The sequence below is a fragment of the Pedomonas mirosovicensis genome, from assembly GCF_022569295.1.
GTDB lineage: Bacteria > Pseudomonadota > Alphaproteobacteria > Sphingomonadales > Sphingomonadaceae > Pedomonas > Pedomonas mirosovicensis.
Genome location: NZ_JAKFIA010000002.1, coordinates 599659 through 615542 on the forward strand (window position 1 = coordinate 599659; position 15884 = coordinate 615542).

Genomic DNA, 15884 nt, shown 5'->3' on the forward strand with positions numbered 1-15884 from the left:
TCCGAGACATGACGACATCTGCCCTCAATGGCAACAGCACGGACGGGGCCGCAGTTGCGGCCCCGTCGAGAGACGCGATCACGGTCAGCCATGCCCTTGGCGAAATGGTCTGGCTGCTGACCCGCTCTCCTCTGCACCGGGGCTTCTCCCTTGCGGACCTTGAGTGGCTGGTCATGCCGGCACTTATGCATCAGCAATTCTACATCTTCCGGGACAGGGGCCAGCCGGTCGGCCTGGCGCTGTGGGCCAAGTGCACGCCGCAGGCTGAACGCAAACTGGAAAAAGGGATCACGGAGCCCGAGAACCGGCTTACACCACTGGAGTGGGTGTCTGGCGATCAGGTCTGGCTCATCGACCTGGTGGCCCCCTTTGCAACGGCCGAGAACCGCCACCGCGAGATCATGATGGCCGACCTGATTGCCGGTCCCCTCAGGGGCCAGGCGTTCAAGCTGCATCGCACTGACCCGCAAACCGGCGAACGGCGGGTCGTCTTGGTCGAGGCAGATGCCGGCGAAAAGCTCAAGGCTGCGATTAAAAAAGCGGTTGATGAGACCGAAGGAGGCGACCAGCTTGGCTAACCGCTGGCCAGTCTTGGTCCTTGTCCTCGCGGGCCTGTCGGAGGCCAAGGATGCAGTCAGACGTATGACGTCGGCTAAGCCAGAGTAACGAAGCTCTATAGAAAGGCCGGAATCCGCATTCAATTGTGTAATTCGGTAATGTCTTTTCAGTTTATTGTACCCATGGATCAACTCGGCATAATCAGTTTGTGGGCCAGACACGTCACTTGACTATGACAACCTGATGCACAGCCGACATAGGTAAATCCGGCCCCGAAACCATACACACCAAGGTCCCGCGACAAGCGGGACTTTTTGATGGCTTGGCTGGCGCAGGGGAGTCCATCAAACAGCAGGATCATGCTGATATGCGCTGCTGCATCAGGCCGCATCAACCAGAACAATTTCGCTGTCTTCTATCGCCGTTATCTTCAGTACCTCGACGTTGCTGATCGCAGCGCCGTCGCGAGCATTGACACGGACGTCTTCAATCTGGACCGCGCCAGTCGCGGGAACGAGATAGGCCTTACGGTTCTTGCCGAGCGGATAGTCAGCACTTTCCCCGGCCTTGAGCGTTGCGCCGACCACCCGCGCGTCGGTGTGGATCGGCAAGGCGTCATGATCGCTCGCGTAGCCTGAGGCGAGCGTGATGAAGCGGCCCGAACGGTCGCCCTTTGGAAAGGGCTTGGTGCCCCAGGATGGCTCCTCACCGGTTTGGGTGGGGACAATCCAGATCTGGAAAATCCGGGTCGTCACATCCTCAAGGTTATACTCCGAATGGCGGATACCCGTGCCCGCCGACATGACCTGCACGTCGCCAGCTTTCGTCCGGCCCTTGTTGCCAAGGCTGTCCTCGTGCGTGATCGCGCCTTCTCGAACATAGGTGATGATCTCCATGTCGCGATGGGGATGAGCGGCAAAACCGGTCTTGGGGGCGATGGTATCATCGTTCCAGACGCGCAGGTTGCCCCAGCGCATCCGGGCGGGATCATGATAATTGGCAAAAGAGAAATGATGCTTGGCATCGAGCCAGCCGTGGTTTGCGCCACCAAGGCTTTCAAAGGGTCGAAGTTCAATCATGGGAGCATCTCCTATCGGAAGGCATAGCCTCTGTCCTGTTTCCTTCCCATTTAAGCGTTGCGCGCTTTCCCACTCAGATGGATAAATCCATTGAAAACGTTCGAAGGATTTGAAAAGTGAGCAATCCGGGCACGCCCACGCTCGACCAGCTACGGATCTTCCTCGCGGTCGTAGATACGGGCAGTTTCGCGGGGGCAGCTCGAAAGCTCAATCGCGCCGTTTCGGTGATCAGCTATGGCATCGCCAACCTTGAGGCGCAGCTTGGCCTGACGCTGTTTGAGCGGGAGGGCACGCGGCGCCCCAAGCTGACCATCGCCGGCCGGGCCGTATTGGCCGAGGCGCGGGCGGTAGCGCAGGGGATAGATGGCTTGCGCGCCAAGGTGAAGGGTCTGCTCGACGGTATGGAGGCAGAAGTCGATCTCGCGGTTGACGTAATGCTGCCGGCCGATCGGCTTGGCTGCGTGCTGCGCGCTTTTGCAAGGGAGTTTCCAACCGTCTCACTGCGGCTTCATGTCGAGGCGCTTGGCGCGATTACCGCCATGGTTCTCGACCGGACAGCGGTGCTTGGTATTTCCGGGCCCCTTGCCGCCGGGGTCGAGGGGGTGGAGTGCGTTTCTGCCGGCTCGGTGCCAATGGTGCCTGTCGCTGCGCCGGATCATCCGCTGGGCCGCATGGAGCGCATCCCACCGGGGGCGGGACGTGATTATACCCAGCTTGTGCTCACCGATCGTTCGCGTTTCACCGAGGGGCAGGATTTTTCCGTGCTCAGCCCCAAGACCTGGCGGCTGGCCGACCTTGGCGCAAAGCACGCTTTGCTGCGGGAAGGGATCGGCTGGGGCAACATGCCGCTTCCGCTCATAGAGCCGGATCTGGCCGCAGGAACACTGGTTCGCCTTGCCATGCCCGATCATCTAGGCGGCATGTATCGTTTTGCGGGCGTGTGGCGCCGCGATACGCCGCCCGGTCCTGCCGCTTCCTGGTTGCTCGACCAGTTTGTCGCGCTGGGTCAGAATGATGCCGAGGAGGCAGGCCTGACGGATATTTAAAAGCGCAGCATCGCTTCTGATCCGATCATACGGATCGAGCGGGCGGGGCCGGTCTGGCGGATAAACCGGCCGGGCTCGAAGGTGGAGAGGGAGAAGGTAAAGGACAGGATCTGGCTTGCCTGCCAGCCGATCACGGCCTCCATCTGCGTACCGATGGAACGGGCAGTGCTGCCACCCGGCGCCCGGATCAGCTGGCCGGGCACATCATAAATGCCATCGTTGCGGCTCGCACGCCAATAAACGACGGCAGCCAGATCAAGCGCTACGCCATGGCCAAGATCCAGGCTCACGCTCGGGTGGACGTTGATGATGTTGATAGGGCCAATTGGCGAAAGCTCACCGAAGTACTTGCCCTTCGGAAACATCGGATTGAAGCTTTCCACCCGGTCAGGGGTGCGGCCCTTGTCGCCGCTGGCGATATTCGCACGCAGGCGAAGGTCGGGGGCTAGGGGCGCATCGGCGAACCTGTAGGACGTTTCTGTCGCCAGGGACCAGGCATGGATGCGGCTATTGCCCAAGTGCCCACGTTGCACCATCGCCTCCCAGTTCCACGACCAGCCATTCGCGCTTCCGAACACGCGCACGCCATAGGTCTGCCGGTGCTCATGGCCTGCGCGAAGAGCGCTGTGTACATCGTCATGACGATAATCCAGCACATAGGCATCAAAGCTGCTGAGCCTGGGTAGGACGGATGTCAGGTAAGCGCCCCGGAGCCGCTCTGTTCGGGAGGTTCTATCATCGAAGTCACCTGTACTCACATCGACAGGTTTGAGGTCCATCATTTCGATACGCGTCCCACCCCATTGCAGCGTAGCCCGTCCGCCATCGAATGGCTGGGGGGTATTGGGCCCATAGCGCAGACCGACCAGTCGTTCCGAACCCAGGGCGATCAATTCACGTCCGCCGCGCAGCGTCAGGCTGACCTTACGGCCAAGCGGCAGGCGCAGATCGGCAAAAGCCTGCTGAACGTCAAGGCCCGTTTCATCCACGCCGCCTTTCTCCGGTTCGACGCCGCGCGCATAGCTGGCAATCAGTTGCACGAAGGCGCGTGCGGGGCTTGCATGCAGGTCCGCATGGGGTATAAACCGCAGCCAGAGGTAGCTGTCGTCAGGGGCGGGTGGCTGCCCCCAGTTATTGTTGTCAAAGCCCTCATGGCGGGCGCGCGCTTCCAGGCCTGTGGTGAGGTATGCCTTGCCGTCCTGACTGAGAGGTTGATACTTCGCTGCCCTCCGCCAATCGACATCGCGCGGCGGCGACCCACGTAGCACTGACCAATCTTCATCATAGCGCAGGTTGGTCTGCTCAACGGTCGGTAGTGCCTGCCCGTAGGCCATGTCGGCAGCCAATAGCCCGCCCAGAATAAGCAGTCTTGGGATCATCTCGGGGCAATCAGATGACGAACGCGGGGAGGCTCATCGCCAAGATGAAAGGCGCGAACAGCCTCCTGATACACACGATCGGTTTCCGTCACCCGGTCATGCTGGCGCAGATGCTCAAGCCAGCTTTCAACGACGAAGGCTTCAAGCATCACGCCCGGTTCTGCTGCATCTTCATAGAGGCCCCAGTTGATTGCGCCGTCGCGCTTGCGAATGCGGCGCATCGTCTGCATGGCGTGGGCGAAGTCCGACATGGCGACGGGATCGATGCGGTATTCGATCGTTACGAGCACCGGTCCACTGTCATGTTGAACCTCTCTCCCAACGACAGGAGCCGGCCAGTGCATGGAGGGATGAAGATCGAGCGCCACGTCCTTGCCGAGCGGGAAGCGCCAGGCGAGCAGAAGCGTTGCGACGATCAGCGCCATGGCTGCAACCATGAGAGTCGGCGCGATGCCGATCCGGCTGGCTAGAATGCCCCACAGCGTCGAACCGGCGGTCATCGCGCCCTGAAAGGCAAGCAGGTAGATGGCCAGTGATCGTGCCTTGACCCAGCTGGGCGCGCTTGCCTGTGCCCCGCCATTGAGCGATGCCATCATGGCGATCCAGGCAAGGCCACAGAACGCCAAGGCTACGGCAGCGAGCCCAAACCCGTGCGAGTGGGCAAGGGCGATCATCGTGGCAGCCAGCAAGAGCGAGGCGCCGATGGTGATGCCGTTCGCGCCAAGGCGGCCCTGCAACCGCGGCAGAAGCAGTGCCCCAACAATGGCGCCGAGCCCCATGAATGTCAGAAGGCCGCCATAGCCTGCCGGTCCCAGGCCAAGGTCGCGCCGCGCGATGATCGGCAGTAGCGCCCAGAGCGCGCTGGCAAAGAGAAAGAAGCCGATCGCGCGAACCAGTACTGTCTGCAGCGCTGGAGCGCGCAATGCATAACGCAGGCCTGCCCGCAGTGCGCCGATAAAATGCTCGGCGGGCAACTGTTGCGTGGGTGCTTGCCGGCGCCAGCGGGCAAGCACTACCACCACGCCTATGACCGACAGGGCATTGAGGGCAAACACCGCGCCTGGCCCTGACAGCGCAATGACACCGCCGCCCAGGGCTGGGCCGATGGCGCGCGCGATATTGATGCCGAGGCTGTTCAGGGCAACCGCCTGCCGTAAGGCGGGTGGCGGGACCAATTCGGAGACGATCGCCTGGAAGACGGGGGCAGACAAGGCAGCGCCGATTGCAAGCGCGCCGGTAAAGCCCAGGAGCAGCCATGGCGTTGTCAGGCCGAGCAGCGTGGCTGTTGCAAGTAAGGCAGCCGCGGCCAGACCGAACAGCTGGGCGCCCAGCAGCAGCTGGCGGCGGTCCACGATGTCAGCGAGCGCCCCAGCGGGCAAAGCCAGCAGGAACATCGGCAGGGTGGTCGCTGCCTGGACCAGAGCGACCATTAGCGGATCGGCTGAGAGCGAGGTCATCAGCCAGCCCGCTCCTACATCGTGCATCCATGTGCCAATGTTTGATACGACAGTTGCAATCCACAAGGCCCGGAACACGGGACTGGCGAGCGGATGCTGGCTTTCTGTCTCGCTCATTGTGTTCGCTCCCGCAGAACCGCTGCGAGCATGAGGCCACCAATCAATGCCACATGCTCAAAAAAGGTGTTGCGTTCGTGGAATCGCGCCATGGGATCGATAGCCTGCCAGAAGGGATGGGCGATCAGCGTGGCAAGGGCCGTGAACACGCCAAGCGCACCCGCGCCCAGCCATGACCAACGCCCGGCGATAAGCATAAGCGATCCACCGATCTGAACGAGGATTGTGAGGAGGACCGTTGCCAGCGCAGGCTCGAGCCCGAATTGCCGGGCTTCCGCCAGTGCGCCGGGCAGGTTTGCCATCTTGGCCAGGCCGCTGGCCCAATAGGGCAAAGTCAGGAGTATCACGGCAAGGAAGACCAGCCGATCATCAGACAGCAGCCGAATAATGGGGCGCGGTGTCATGGTTCACACCGCCCAGCAGCCGCAGCCCAGCGCGCCCCAGAAGCTCTGGATATCAGCGGCAGGCACGGAAGCGCCGAGCGCTGCGGCGTGATTATGGCCATGGACCACGCAGGCCGAATGGCAGCCGCAGGCCGACGCCATTTTCTGCGCGGTCTCCGGCGCACGGTAATAGCCGCCGAAGGTCGCAACTGGAGACCAGTCCGGCATCGGCCGGGGCAGGGCTGGGGCGAGCGGACCATAGTCGCCCTCGCCATGAACCACCTTGCCGCCGAGAAGGGTGAGCACCGAGCGTAAGTGCACGATCTCGCTTTCGGGCACGCTGAAGAAATCATCGGAGAGGAGCGCTAGGTCCGCCAGCTGTCCGGCTTTGATCTGGCCCTTCTTGCCGACCTCGTTCGAGAACCAGGTGTTGGCGTGGGTCCACAGGCGCAGCGCAGTCTCGCGGTCAAGACGGTTGCGCGCCGGGTAGAGAGTCAGGCCGCCGAGCGTCTTGCCCGTGACCAGCCAGGAGAGGGATACCCACGGGTTGTAGCTGGCAACGCGCGTTGCATCGGTGCCTGCGCCGACGGGCAGGCCTGCCTCCAACATCCGCGTGATCGGCGGCGTCGCCTCGGCCGCTTTTGCACCATAGCGCTCGACGAAATACTCGCCCTGGAAGGCCATGCGGTGCTGCACGGCAATACCGCCGCCCAGCGCCGCGATCCGATCAATGTTGCGCTCGCTGATCGTCTCGGCATGGTCGAAGAACCAGTTGAGGCCGGTCAAGGGAATATCGCGATTTACCTTCTCGAACACATCGAGCGCCCGGCTGATGGTCTCGTCGTAGGTGGCGTGCAGCCGCCACGGCCAGCGCCGCTCGGCGAGCAGGCGGATAACCGGCTCCAGGTCCGCTTCCATGCTCGGCGGCATGTCCGGTCGGGCGACGCGGAAGTCCTCAAAGTCGGCGGCTGAATAGACCAGCATCTCGCCCGCGCCGTTGTGACGGTAGGTGTCGTCGCCATCGCCCGGCTTGATTTGCGTCGACCAGTTGGCGAAGTCCTGCAACTCTTCCTTCGGCTTCTGGGTGAAGAGGTTGTAGGCGATTCTCAGCGTCAGCTCACCGTCCTGATGCAGCTTCTCGATGATCTCATAATCATCCGGATAATTCTGGTAGCCGCCGCCGGCATCGATGACACTGGTGACGCCCAGACCATTCAACTCCCTCATAAAGTGCTTCGTCGAGTTCAGCTGATATTCGGGCAGCAGCTTGGGACCTTTGGCGAGGGTCGCATAAAGGATCGTCGCATTGGGCTGGGCGAGCAAGAGGCCGGTTGGATTGCCTGCCGCGTCACGCACGATCTCGCCGCCCGGTGGATTGGGCGTGTCCTTGGTATAACCCACTGCGCGCAGGGCGGCGGCGTTAAGGAGCGCACGGTCGTAGAGGTGGAGAATGAAGACCGGCGTCTCCGGCGCGGCGGCGTTGATCTCCTCCAGCGTCGGCAGGCGTTTCTCTGCGAACTGGTGCTCGGTGAAGCCGCCGACCACGCGCACCCACTGTGGAGGCGGGGTGTTCTCGGCCTGGCGCTTCAGCATGGCCATGGCATCGGCCAGCGTCGGCACACCTTCCCAGCGCAGCTCCATGTTGTAGTTGAGCCCGCCGCGGATCACGTGGATGTGACTGTCGATGAGGCCGGGGATCAATCGGCGGCCCTTGGCATCGATGGTTATCGCATCCGGCGCGGTCGCCGCGCGGACCTCCTGCTCAGAGCCGACCGCCAGGAATTTGCCGTCCCGGATCGCAACGGCATCGGCTGTCGGATTTTCCGGATCTAACGTCGTGACCTTGGCATTCGTGATAATGATGTCTTTGGAGTTCATGGCGAAGCTCTCCGTGGCAAGCAGTGCGGTGGCGGCGGCGCCCATGAGCGCTTGGCGGCGGGTTATATCGATCATGCGTCCCGGTCCTTGTTGGCAGGAAGGTCGCCCAGAACATGGCGGGCGCAATCATGGCGGATGAAGCGGGCAAGGTCGCTTCCCTCAGTGAGGCGCTTTGCAACCGGCAGCGCCTGCTCGCCGATCAGGATGCCGAGAAGGCCGACCAGCGCGATGACGGGTGGGGCGGGGAGCGAACGCCAAGAAGGCTGTAGACCATGCCGACGAGCAGTCCGGCCCCAAGGGTGATGAGATAAGGCTTCATGGTTCCGTTCCCCCTGTTGCCGATCAGCCGTGGATGAAGGCGAGAAGGTCGGCGTTGAAGCGATCCTGATGGGTCGCTATCAGGCCATGGTCTGCGCCCTCGTAGATCTTGAGCTTGGCGTTTGGTACGATCCTGGCCGAGTGTTCAGCCGAAGCGCCGATGGGTACAATCCGGTCATCATCGCCGTGAATGATGAGCGTCGGCACGTCGATCGCCTCGTAGAGGATGCGGGTGCCATCCTTGGTCGTCACGAAGCTCATGGGGGAAATCCTTGGTCTAAAAAGAGAAGGGAAAAGGGCGGCCGGGCGGGGAGGCCAGCCGCCTCGGGGGAAAGGATTAATGGCCGCCCTCGGAGGCGCCGAACATGGTCTTGGCGTAGGTGATGCCGAGGCCATAAGCGCCGCCCCACTTGCGGGCGATGCCGGTCGTCAGGTCATAGGTTTCGCCTCGCGCCCAATCGCGCTGCAGCTCAAGGAGGTATTGCAGCGAGGTCATCGGCTTGGCGCCCAGCTGGATCATGCGCTGGACGGCGCGTTCATGCGCCTCTTCCGAAATGTCGCCGCAGGCGTCGGTGATGACATAGACGTCAAAGCCCTGATCGATGGCCGAGGCAACCGGGCCGACGATACAGACCGAGGTCCACAGCCCGGCGAATACCAGCCGGTTCTTGCCGATGCGGTTGATTTCCTCGATTACCGCGGCATCCTCCCAGGTGTTCATGGAAGTGCGGTCGAGCAGTTGCTGGTTGGGGAAGGCCTCCGTGATCTCGCTGAACATCGGGCCGGAGAAGCTCTTTTCGGCAACTGTCGTCAGGATGGTCGAGACACCAAAGCCGGCAGCGCCATTGGCGACCAGGGCGGCATTGTTACGCAGCAACTCAGGCGCGATCGACTTGGTGGCGAAGGCCATTTGGGACTGGAAATCGATCATGATGAGGGTGTGGTCGGTCGGCGAAAGCAGGCTCTTGCCGGGAGTCGGGGTCGCGGTGATGGTCATGGCTCAGCTCCTTGGTAGAGGTTGTTGGGGGCCAGGCTCGCCCTGGCTGAGCAAAGATTTATGACGGACGGTGGATACGAAACAGTTGGATAAACTTGCTCTGTTTGTTCGAAACTTTCGAAAAGATGCGATCGAGAGTATGGCTCAGGTCCCGCAACGCAACGGCTCTGCCAGCAAACAGTGCTTCGGTTGGCGCTACCGCAGGCACCCTCCAGCCCGCCAGGCTGCTCTAACGGCGCTGGGCCTGGAGGGCACCGTCCAGGAACGTGCGTATCATAAACAACGTGCTAGGCTGGGTACGGGTCTCAGGATCGAGCCCGAACACTTGCGCTGATTGGAAGCCAAGTCTGTCTTGAGGGAACCAGCATCGCCTTAGCGAAGCAAGGGCGTGTAACCGCGAGCGTTGGTTGCGATCAAATCCGTCCAGCGCCGAGCCCAGATTTCCGTTGCGATGGTAATGAGCAGGGACTGGCGCGCAAAGAAGCCTTGCCCGGTTTCACCTGCAAGTCCCAAGGCGACCCGTTTGGGATCAAGAACGCCGTGTTTGACGAGCAGGCTATCTGAGAAGCATTCCCTGAACAGGTCAAGATTGTCCGCGAATACCTCGTTGAGAGTGTGAACGACACCGCCCTTTTGCTCTCGAACGAGAATTTCGTTTGGCAGAACGTCCGCAAATGCCAGGCGCGCCAGCCCGCGATCCCAGCCCTTCCAGATAAGATCGTAGATGGGAATCCTGAGACAGAGTTCATAAATCGGCTGCGAGCAGAGCGGGCTGAAGCTGATATAGCGCTCGCCCGATACGGATGTGGCGAAGTTTTCCGGAGCCGAGTTGAGTTGAAAGGCATGGACGAGTTTTGCCGGAGCAAGCCCTTCGAGCGCCGCAATCGTCTCAGTGATGCGCCGGTCCCGGAGCGTTTCGGCGAACTTCTGTTCGGACATGAGAGGCGACTCCGTTAAACGGAGGTTCTCAACCAGGGCACTGCCCGGCGGCTCGCGGCGGCCGACAATGGCGTCTTTCATAATGGCATAGATGGATCGCTTATTCCGTCGCGCAGCCCAGGCGGCAACTTGCAGAAAGCGGAGATCCACCCCCTTATCGAACAGATAATCTCTCGCGAAATTGAAATTGCCGCGGACGAAAATCGCATCGCCCGGTTCCCCGTCAAATACCGCTTGTGCTCCGCAGGATTGGATGACCGGGTATTCCATTGGAGCCCGAAAGGCGGAGAGCAGCTCGCCGAACGGCGTTCCGCTCAAGGGAAATTCCCACAGGAGATCGTAACGCTGATTGCCGCGACGGTCCGGAATTTCCGTCAAGGGGTAGTCGTTTTGCCTGACTGCCAGCCGCGCGAATTGCCGCTCATCGCCCTCGATCGTTGATCCGTAGTAGGTGAAGCAGTTTACCTGAACCCCATTCTCAGCCAGGCGCAGGGCAGAGGCAACAATCGATGAATCCAGACCCCCGGACAGGCGCAGGCAGATCTTTTGGAACAGGGAGGACCATGCCGAGACGCAGTCGACAACTGTTTCCCTGAGGCGCATTGCCAGAAGCCGCGCATCTTGGGTCTCAGAGGGCTTGGCAATTTGTCGCAAATCCCAGTCGTTGCAAAGGGTCGCGTTGCGATCGCTAATCCGCAGTGAGTGCCCATGCCGGAGCTGCTTGATCGGCAGAAGCGGAGCATCATCGGTTTCAATGTAGTGGTAGCGCTGATGAAACGTCAGGTAGGACCAGTCGATCTGGAAGCTAGCGGCTTTGATTTCTGCAATATGGGCCGGATTTGAGAAGAACAGCCAGATATCGCCATTGGTTACGTAATAGACTGGTATTCCGCAGAGCGGCGAGCGAAACGCCAGCGCCTGCCGGCTGGAGGCATCGACGCTGATGAGGACATATTGCCCCCAAAGGTCGCGGACCAGCGCTGACGGGTCAGCAAGGCGGGTGGCAGCGGATGCAAAGGCGGAAAGATCCCTTGGCGTAATGGGAGTCGAGCGGGAATAATCTCGCTTGAAGGCGCGCCCCAGGAGGGAGCCGTTTTGCAGGGAAATTGCATCAAACAGAGCGCCAGTTCTATTCTGTACAAATAGATGAAATTCCCGCGTTCGGCTCACCTGCTTATAGTCGGGCAGAGAAGCGCCGACGCGGTCGGTTATTTCCTTGGCTGTGGTGGCTGATAGACCTTGAGACAGATCGATAACCGCGATGTAGTCAAACACCTCGCGTGCCTCTCTATATCGCAAAGATCGGGGTGTAGGGCGCCGTGCGGACGACCAGATCGTTGGCGAGCGTTCCCTCGATTTCCACCCAGCAGTGTGCCCGAAATGGGGGCACCATGACGCCAAAAACCCATTGGGCGCGTCGGCCGAGTACCGTGAAATAAATGGTGGTGACCATCGAGTCGAAGTAGCACTCGTTGTGGGACGTATAGAAAAATCGGCGCAAGGAATTCAAATGATGCCGATAGGTCTCATCCGTTCCCTTGCCGGGGCGGCTGGCACGAATGCGCCGACGCAGGAAGGAAATAACGGCTGCTGTTGCCTTGGTGGACAGCGCTGCACGGCAGAAGGCCGAGAGCAGAAAGGCGAGTAAGAAGGCCGCCACGCATTTCAGGAAATGAGGTGTGCGACTGTCTGGCCAGACCGACAGAAGCGAGGACTGGAGCAGGCCGATATCATGCCGGCGGACCTCCAGCGTATCCCTAATGCGCGGGAAAAGGCTGTTGGCATCCTCCTGAGGGAGATTGGCAATGAACGCCGCTGCCTGCGCGTATGGTATTCGTGCAAGGCCATCGAAAGAGGCATCGGCTGCGGCCTGTAGGTGTTGAAACACAGCCGACGGAGGGCCTGAGAACATATGGTAGGCGCCATCTGCGATGTTGGCGACGATGTAGGAAGACTCTGTTGTTACAAAATAAAGCGAGTCGTGCTGATAATAGGCCCGTGACATGGCATCTCCTGTATCCAGCACTTGAGATCTGCGGTGCCCTCGGTCACACGGGCGAGCCTTCCCAGCAAGCCGGGCGTAACCATGCCTAGCGCCCTACCCCTTGTCTGCAGTGGTTTATGCTCAGGAATATGTCGGGTTGATAACAGGAGGCGCGGCCTACGCGCAGTCATGGCCATGGCTGGAAGGGGCCGGAGGCGTACTCCGTATGGAGTACGCATCCTCGGGCTTATTCGGTATAGAGAAGTCTGGTCGGCAGGGTCGGATCGGGATAATCAAAGCCCTTCGCCTGTGTCAGTGATTTAATTTGACCAAGTTTCATAGTTATCTCCCTTATGGTGCCCGGGATTGAGCATTGGGACGCTAGCACTCTTGAGGCAGATCGTTTAAGAGAATTAAATGAAAACATTATGCATGTTCTTAGTAGATATTCGCGGCATGCGCGGCGAATGACCTGGAATATCTAATTTTATAAATGGTGCATCGCGGCAGCTGATATGACGCGCCGGAGATAAGAGCGATTTCTGCCGCTCACATTGTTAAGGCCCTCGGACCATGCGCCTTTCTGGTAACGGCCGGGGCCTCTGCCGCAATCCGCATGGGAGGATGCCGGCACCCGCTGTTTACAACTCGGGCTTTATGCTGCGAACGGCCGTAGGCTGATTGTAACAGGTCATGCCGATAGACAGGTGCCCAAGGGCCGCCGAACGACTGGAGCTTGATACAAGCCGAGTGCGCTCAGCTTTGTAGCGCCTTCTGGCAGGCCCGGGTGGCTGTTGCGACATGATCCCCAACCGTTGAGCGGGGAATACCATATTGCAGCGCCAGGTTCCGGACCGTTTGACCGTCCAGCCGGTAGGCGAGAAACAGCTGGCGTCGTCTCGCCGGCATTCGTGCGAGAACAGTTTCCACTCTGTTCAAAGTTTCCTGTGCCGACAGGATATCCTCCGGCGTCGAGTGATAAGGCAGGTCCTGGCAGTCATTGCTCAGATCGCTGATTGGCTCGCCTAGGGTGCGGCGCTGAGCCTGCACATGGCGCAGCTGGTCATTGAGCGTATTCCTCACAGCCCAAGCCACATAGCCGAGCATGTTCTCTACATGGCTAAAGTCGGCCATGGAGGCCAGGCGCATAAAAGCCATTTGAACGATGTCTTCAGGGTCAATGCCAGCGCCCTGGCAGCGGCTTGCGATATACCGGGCTAGGGTTCTTGAATGGACGCGATACAATTGCTCCAGCAAGGAACGGTCTTGCGACGACAAGCCCGACAAACGGATGCGATTAGCAACGACCATAACAACCTCCCGGGTAGCGCAGCGCTATCCGTTGCATGGGTTATTAACGTCGTGCTTGGCGAATGAACTGCTAGGAGGGCGTTATTTTTTGTTCAGAAACTCAAGTTGGATACAAGAAAACCTTAGCTGGAAAGGAATGGAATTAAAAACGGTTGAATACCTGTGTATCAAGGCACTTAAGCAAATTTCGCCCAACCGCAGTGCCACCCCTGACCCAAAGGATGGCATTGTAAGTGCTGTGATTATATCGCCATCTCGTGGATTTGTTCAAGTCTTATTAACCACAGGGGGCGGGGCGACCCAACCGCACCTCGCTAATTTGGGGAAACCAAGAGCGCTTTATTGGCCCCAAGGCCTACGGTGGAGGTGGGCTGTGCCAATATTAATGCGAGGGGTCGGTGAACTGCCTCACGGTAGCATATCAATATCAGCCATTCTGCAGCCAGGGGCGGATTCGTATCTATCGTGGAAGGGGAAATGCACGTGCTCGTGCGGTGAAGATAAGCGGCTGGGCTAATGCTGGATGGCTGTGGCCCTTTGAGGGAAAATCAGGAATGCGGCCAATCCTGTCAAATTTTTGTTTTACCAGTCTGGTGAGGGATTTCGCCTTTTTGGGCTATTTATGCACAGTCGCTCGTGCGCTCTTCACAGCCTTCAAAACTTATGAAAACTGGTAATCGTAGCGAGCCAGGGTTTGTTGACCGCGTTCTCCCAGCAGGCAACTGGCTGTTACGAAAAAGTGCTTGGCAATGGACAAAATATAAAGCCGAAGTCAACGGCTACTGAGCGATTTATGGATGACCCAACCGAACAAACTTTGGAACCCGTCTCCTGGAACGGGGCGGGTTCTAATCTTATTGTCTTTCATATCAGACAAAAGAGACGGTTGCAACTAGCTCCCTTGTTTTGTCCCACCTATTCTGGTGATGCAGTTCAAAGGGAGGAGGAGCTGAGAGAAGAGGTCCAACATGGCAGACCCCTAGGTCTGCCTGCAACTTGAATCAAATGCTCAAGGCCTGGAAGCTATTTTAAAATTGTGAGGCCAATGCAAGAGAAGCCTTGTGACGGTTGCGTTTAAAGCACCTTGAAGGCTGGAGGTGCTATTCTGGTCTCTATAAATATTTTTCTGGGAATTTTCAGAGTATAGAAGCATGTTGTTTCTAGCGTTTAACGATATGCCATTGCCCTGACACTGGATTGTTTGTCCAAGTGGGAGAACGCTTCCTCAAGGGAGGCAAGCATGCAGGCAAGGACATTCTGCCAGGAAACCTGGCTTAGAGGGGTATTCTACTCTCTCATAGGTCAAGATCTAGCGGCCCGAACATAGATTATCAGGGCGTACGCTAGGGCGGTGCGCTCTGTTGCGCGTGGTCATAACTCATAGCTGCGCCAGCAAGATCGTAAACCCTGCCGCCAATCTGCCTCCATGGCTCAGTTCATTCTTCCTCGCCCGGCCCAACCCGAAAGCAAGGTCCGAGATATAGGGCTTAAGGCCGGGGCGCAGATCTGTGTTTGCCGCCAAAATCAGCAAACCTATGTCTTGCTGGCGCGACATGCCTTCAGATTCTCCCAAGCAAAAACTGCAGGGATGTGCCGGAGGCATGACGCTTGGAAACGGTGGCTGGCGTGCGCGGATCTGGCACGGAACCTACCGGACGGAGATTGCCATGTTTCCTGAAGTTGCATCTGCGCGAGCCTTCTGGCCGCAACACTTATCGTCTAAGCGTGCGCGACTGACCAGCTACGAATATGCCAGTCGCGTTGCCAAACACATTTTTGACCAAATCCAGAAGCCTGTTGTCGTGCTCTATGAAGGGAGCCCCTGCCGACAGTACCGTGTCGTCACAGGGCCAGAGCTTAAGGAAGCTATGAGCACTGGAAATCTGAGCAGCCAGAGCATTGCCGCAACGTTTCTGTGACAAGCAGAACATTAAGGATGTATCAAGCGAGGTGCCCTCGCAGCAGAGGCGGCTTGCGCGGATCATTTTTGAGGAAAGGCCCTCTCTAGAGAATAGAGTGCCATTGCTCTCCACCATGAGCTTGACCAGGCGCATCGAATGAGCGAGTGCGCCTGGGTACAGACGCGGCTATCCCCCCGAAAAGTCCAAAATATATTCTTTGAATAACTATTTTAATTTACTATAAATAGATCGCTTGGGTGGGTGCATCAGGCGCCAATGCTGCCGCCAAGTATCCTCGAATTGTATTTATTGAGTGCGATGGACTCGGGCCCACCTGCTCCAGGAGGGCTGCCAGCTCCGACCGGTTTGGCGTGAAAATCTTCCTTTGGGCCGTTGGCTGCTTTCCACCGGTCGGGCTGGCATTTTGATTGCCGGAGTTCATTGACAGTCAAAGGCAGCCTGATGTTGGCTGGATATGCGCTCGCGGGCAATTAACGCCATGTGGTTTACTTAGGCGCTCATACTGAGTCGCCCTGA

13 protein-coding genes and 1 pseudogene are annotated in these 15884 nt (G+C 59.1%); 3 read left to right on the forward strand and 11 right to left on the reverse strand.

Features of this window, described 5'->3' with window-relative positions; all coding sequences use genetic code 11:
* Positions 1 to 8: 8 nt before the first annotated feature.
* The gene (locus tag L0C21_RS15525; protein WP_259279323.1) at positions 9 to 578 is read left to right on the forward strand and encodes a toxin-activating lysine-acyltransferase; all 570 of its coding nucleotides are present in this window, start codon (positions 9 to 11) and stop codon (positions 576 to 578) included.
* Between the two features lie 360 nt (positions 579 to 938).
* On the opposite strand, the gene L0C21_RS15530 is transcribed toward L0C21_RS15525, so the two are convergent.
* On the reverse strand, positions 939 to 1637 hold the full coding sequence (locus L0C21_RS15530) for a pirin family protein (RefSeq protein ID WP_259279324.1): 699 nt from the start codon (positions 1635 to 1637) through the stop codon (positions 939 to 941).
* A gap of 116 nt (positions 1638 to 1753) precedes the next feature.
* Here L0C21_RS15530 and L0C21_RS15535 point away from each other — a divergent pair, with 116 nt between their 5' ends.
* A complete protein-coding gene (locus L0C21_RS15535; protein WP_259279325.1) occupies positions 1754 to 2683 on the forward strand; it encodes a LysR family transcriptional regulator in 930 nt (309 codons plus the stop codon).
* Here L0C21_RS15535 and L0C21_RS15540 read toward each other — a convergent pair.
* The 10 genes and pseudogenes from L0C21_RS15540 to L0C21_RS15585 all read right to left on the reverse strand — a co-directional run bounded on the left by L0C21_RS15540 (position 2680) and on the right by L0C21_RS15585 (position 13446).
* Positions 2680 to 4062 (reverse strand): alginate export family protein, encoded by a 1383-nt coding sequence (locus L0C21_RS15540; RefSeq protein ID WP_259279326.1) that lies wholly within the window; start codon positions 4060 to 4062, stop codon positions 2680 to 2682. The genes L0C21_RS15535 and L0C21_RS15540 overlap by 4 nt on opposite strands.
* Positions 4059 to 5636 (reverse strand): MFS transporter, encoded by a 1578-nt coding sequence (locus L0C21_RS15545; protein WP_259279327.1) that lies wholly within the window; start codon positions 5634 to 5636, stop codon positions 4059 to 4061. Before L0C21_RS15545 ends, L0C21_RS15540 begins: the two co-directional genes overlap by 4 nt.
* Positions 5633 to 6040 (reverse strand): DoxX family protein, encoded by a 408-nt coding sequence (locus L0C21_RS15550; protein ID WP_259279328.1) that lies wholly within the window; start codon positions 6038 to 6040, stop codon positions 5633 to 5635. Before L0C21_RS15550 ends, L0C21_RS15545 begins: the two co-directional genes overlap by 4 nt.
* Positions 6041 to 6043: 3 nt before the next feature.
* Entirely contained in the window at positions 6044 to 7972 is a 1929-nt protein-coding gene (locus L0C21_RS15555; RefSeq protein WP_259279329.1) for an amidohydrolase, read from the reverse strand.
* A pseudogene (locus L0C21_RS15560) lies at positions 7969 to 8216 on the reverse strand (XapX domain-containing protein). The gene L0C21_RS15555 and the pseudogene L0C21_RS15560 overlap by 4 nt, the downstream one beginning before the upstream one ends.
* A gap of 23 nt (positions 8217 to 8239) precedes the next feature.
* Positions 8240 to 8476, reverse strand: a complete 237-nt coding sequence (locus L0C21_RS15565) for an alpha/beta fold hydrolase (RefSeq protein WP_259279330.1) — start codon at positions 8474 to 8476, stop codon at positions 8240 to 8242.
* Between the two features lie 76 nt (positions 8477 to 8552).
* The gene (locus L0C21_RS15570) at positions 8553 to 9212 is read right to left on the reverse strand and encodes a hydrolase (protein ID WP_259279331.1); all 660 of its coding nucleotides are present in this window, start codon (positions 9210 to 9212) and stop codon (positions 8553 to 8555) included.
* A gap of 372 nt (positions 9213 to 9584) precedes the next feature.
* Positions 9585 to 11426 (reverse strand): asparagine synthase-related protein, encoded by a 1842-nt coding sequence (locus L0C21_RS15575; protein ID WP_259279332.1) that lies wholly within the window; start codon positions 11424 to 11426, stop codon positions 9585 to 9587.
* 13 nt (positions 11427 to 11439) lie between these two features.
* Positions 11440 to 12156 carry a lasso peptide biosynthesis B2 protein gene (locus tag L0C21_RS15580; RefSeq protein ID WP_259279333.1) on the reverse strand — a complete coding sequence of 239 codons (717 nt, stop codon included), beginning with the start codon at positions 12154 to 12156 and terminating at the stop codon, positions 11440 to 11442.
* A gap of 735 nt (positions 12157 to 12891) precedes the next feature.
* The gene (locus L0C21_RS15585) at positions 12892 to 13446 is read right to left on the reverse strand and encodes an RNA polymerase sigma factor (protein WP_259279334.1); all 555 of its coding nucleotides are present in this window, start codon (positions 13444 to 13446) and stop codon (positions 12892 to 12894) included.
* 1508 nt (positions 13447 to 14954) lie between these two features.
* Between L0C21_RS15585 and L0C21_RS15590 the strand changes: the two genes are divergently transcribed.
* Positions 14955 to 15365 carry a hypothetical protein gene (locus L0C21_RS15590; protein ID WP_259279335.1) on the forward strand — a complete coding sequence of 137 codons (411 nt, stop codon included), beginning with the start codon at positions 14955 to 14957 and terminating at the stop codon, positions 15363 to 15365.
* Positions 15366 to 15884 lie beyond the last annotated feature (519 nt).

Bases quoted from the DNA above. Each gene is read 5' to 3' on its own strand.
- L0C21_RS15540 (WP_259279326.1), bottom strand. From the start codon at position 4,062: ATGATCCCAAGACTGCTTATTCTGGGCGGGCTATTGGCTGCCGACATG.
- L0C21_RS15555 (WP_259279329.1), bottom strand. From the start codon at position 7,972: ATGATCGATATAACCCGCCGCCAAGCGCTCATGGGCGCCGCCGCCACC.
- L0C21_RS15570 (WP_259279331.1), bottom strand. From the start codon at position 9,212: ATGACCATCACCGCGACCCCGACTCCCGGCAAGAGCCTGCTTTCGCCG.
- L0C21_RS15565 (WP_259279330.1), bottom strand. From the start codon at position 8,476: ATGAGCTTCGTGACGACCAAGGATGGCACCCGCATCCTCTACGAGGCG.
- L0C21_RS15585 (WP_259279334.1), bottom strand. From the start codon at position 13,446: ATGGTCGTTGCTAATCGCATCCGTTTGTCGGGCTTGTCGTCGCAAGAC.
- L0C21_RS15530 (WP_259279324.1), bottom strand. From the start codon at position 1,637: ATGATTGAACTTCGACCCTTTGAAAGCCTTGGTGGCGCAAACCACGGC.
- L0C21_RS15525 (WP_259279323.1), top strand. From the start codon at position 9: ATGACGACATCTGCCCTCAATGGCAACAGCACGGACGGGGCCGCAGTT.
- L0C21_RS15550 (WP_259279328.1), bottom strand. From the start codon at position 6,040: ATGACACCGCGCCCCATTATTCGGCTGCTGTCTGATGATCGGCTGGTC.
- L0C21_RS15580 (WP_259279333.1), bottom strand. From the start codon at position 12,156: ATGTCACGGGCCTATTATCAGCACGACTCGCTTTATTTTGTAACAACA.
- L0C21_RS15545 (WP_259279327.1), bottom strand. From the start codon at position 5,636: ATGAGCGAGACAGAAAGCCAGCATCCGCTCGCCAGTCCCGTGTTCCGG.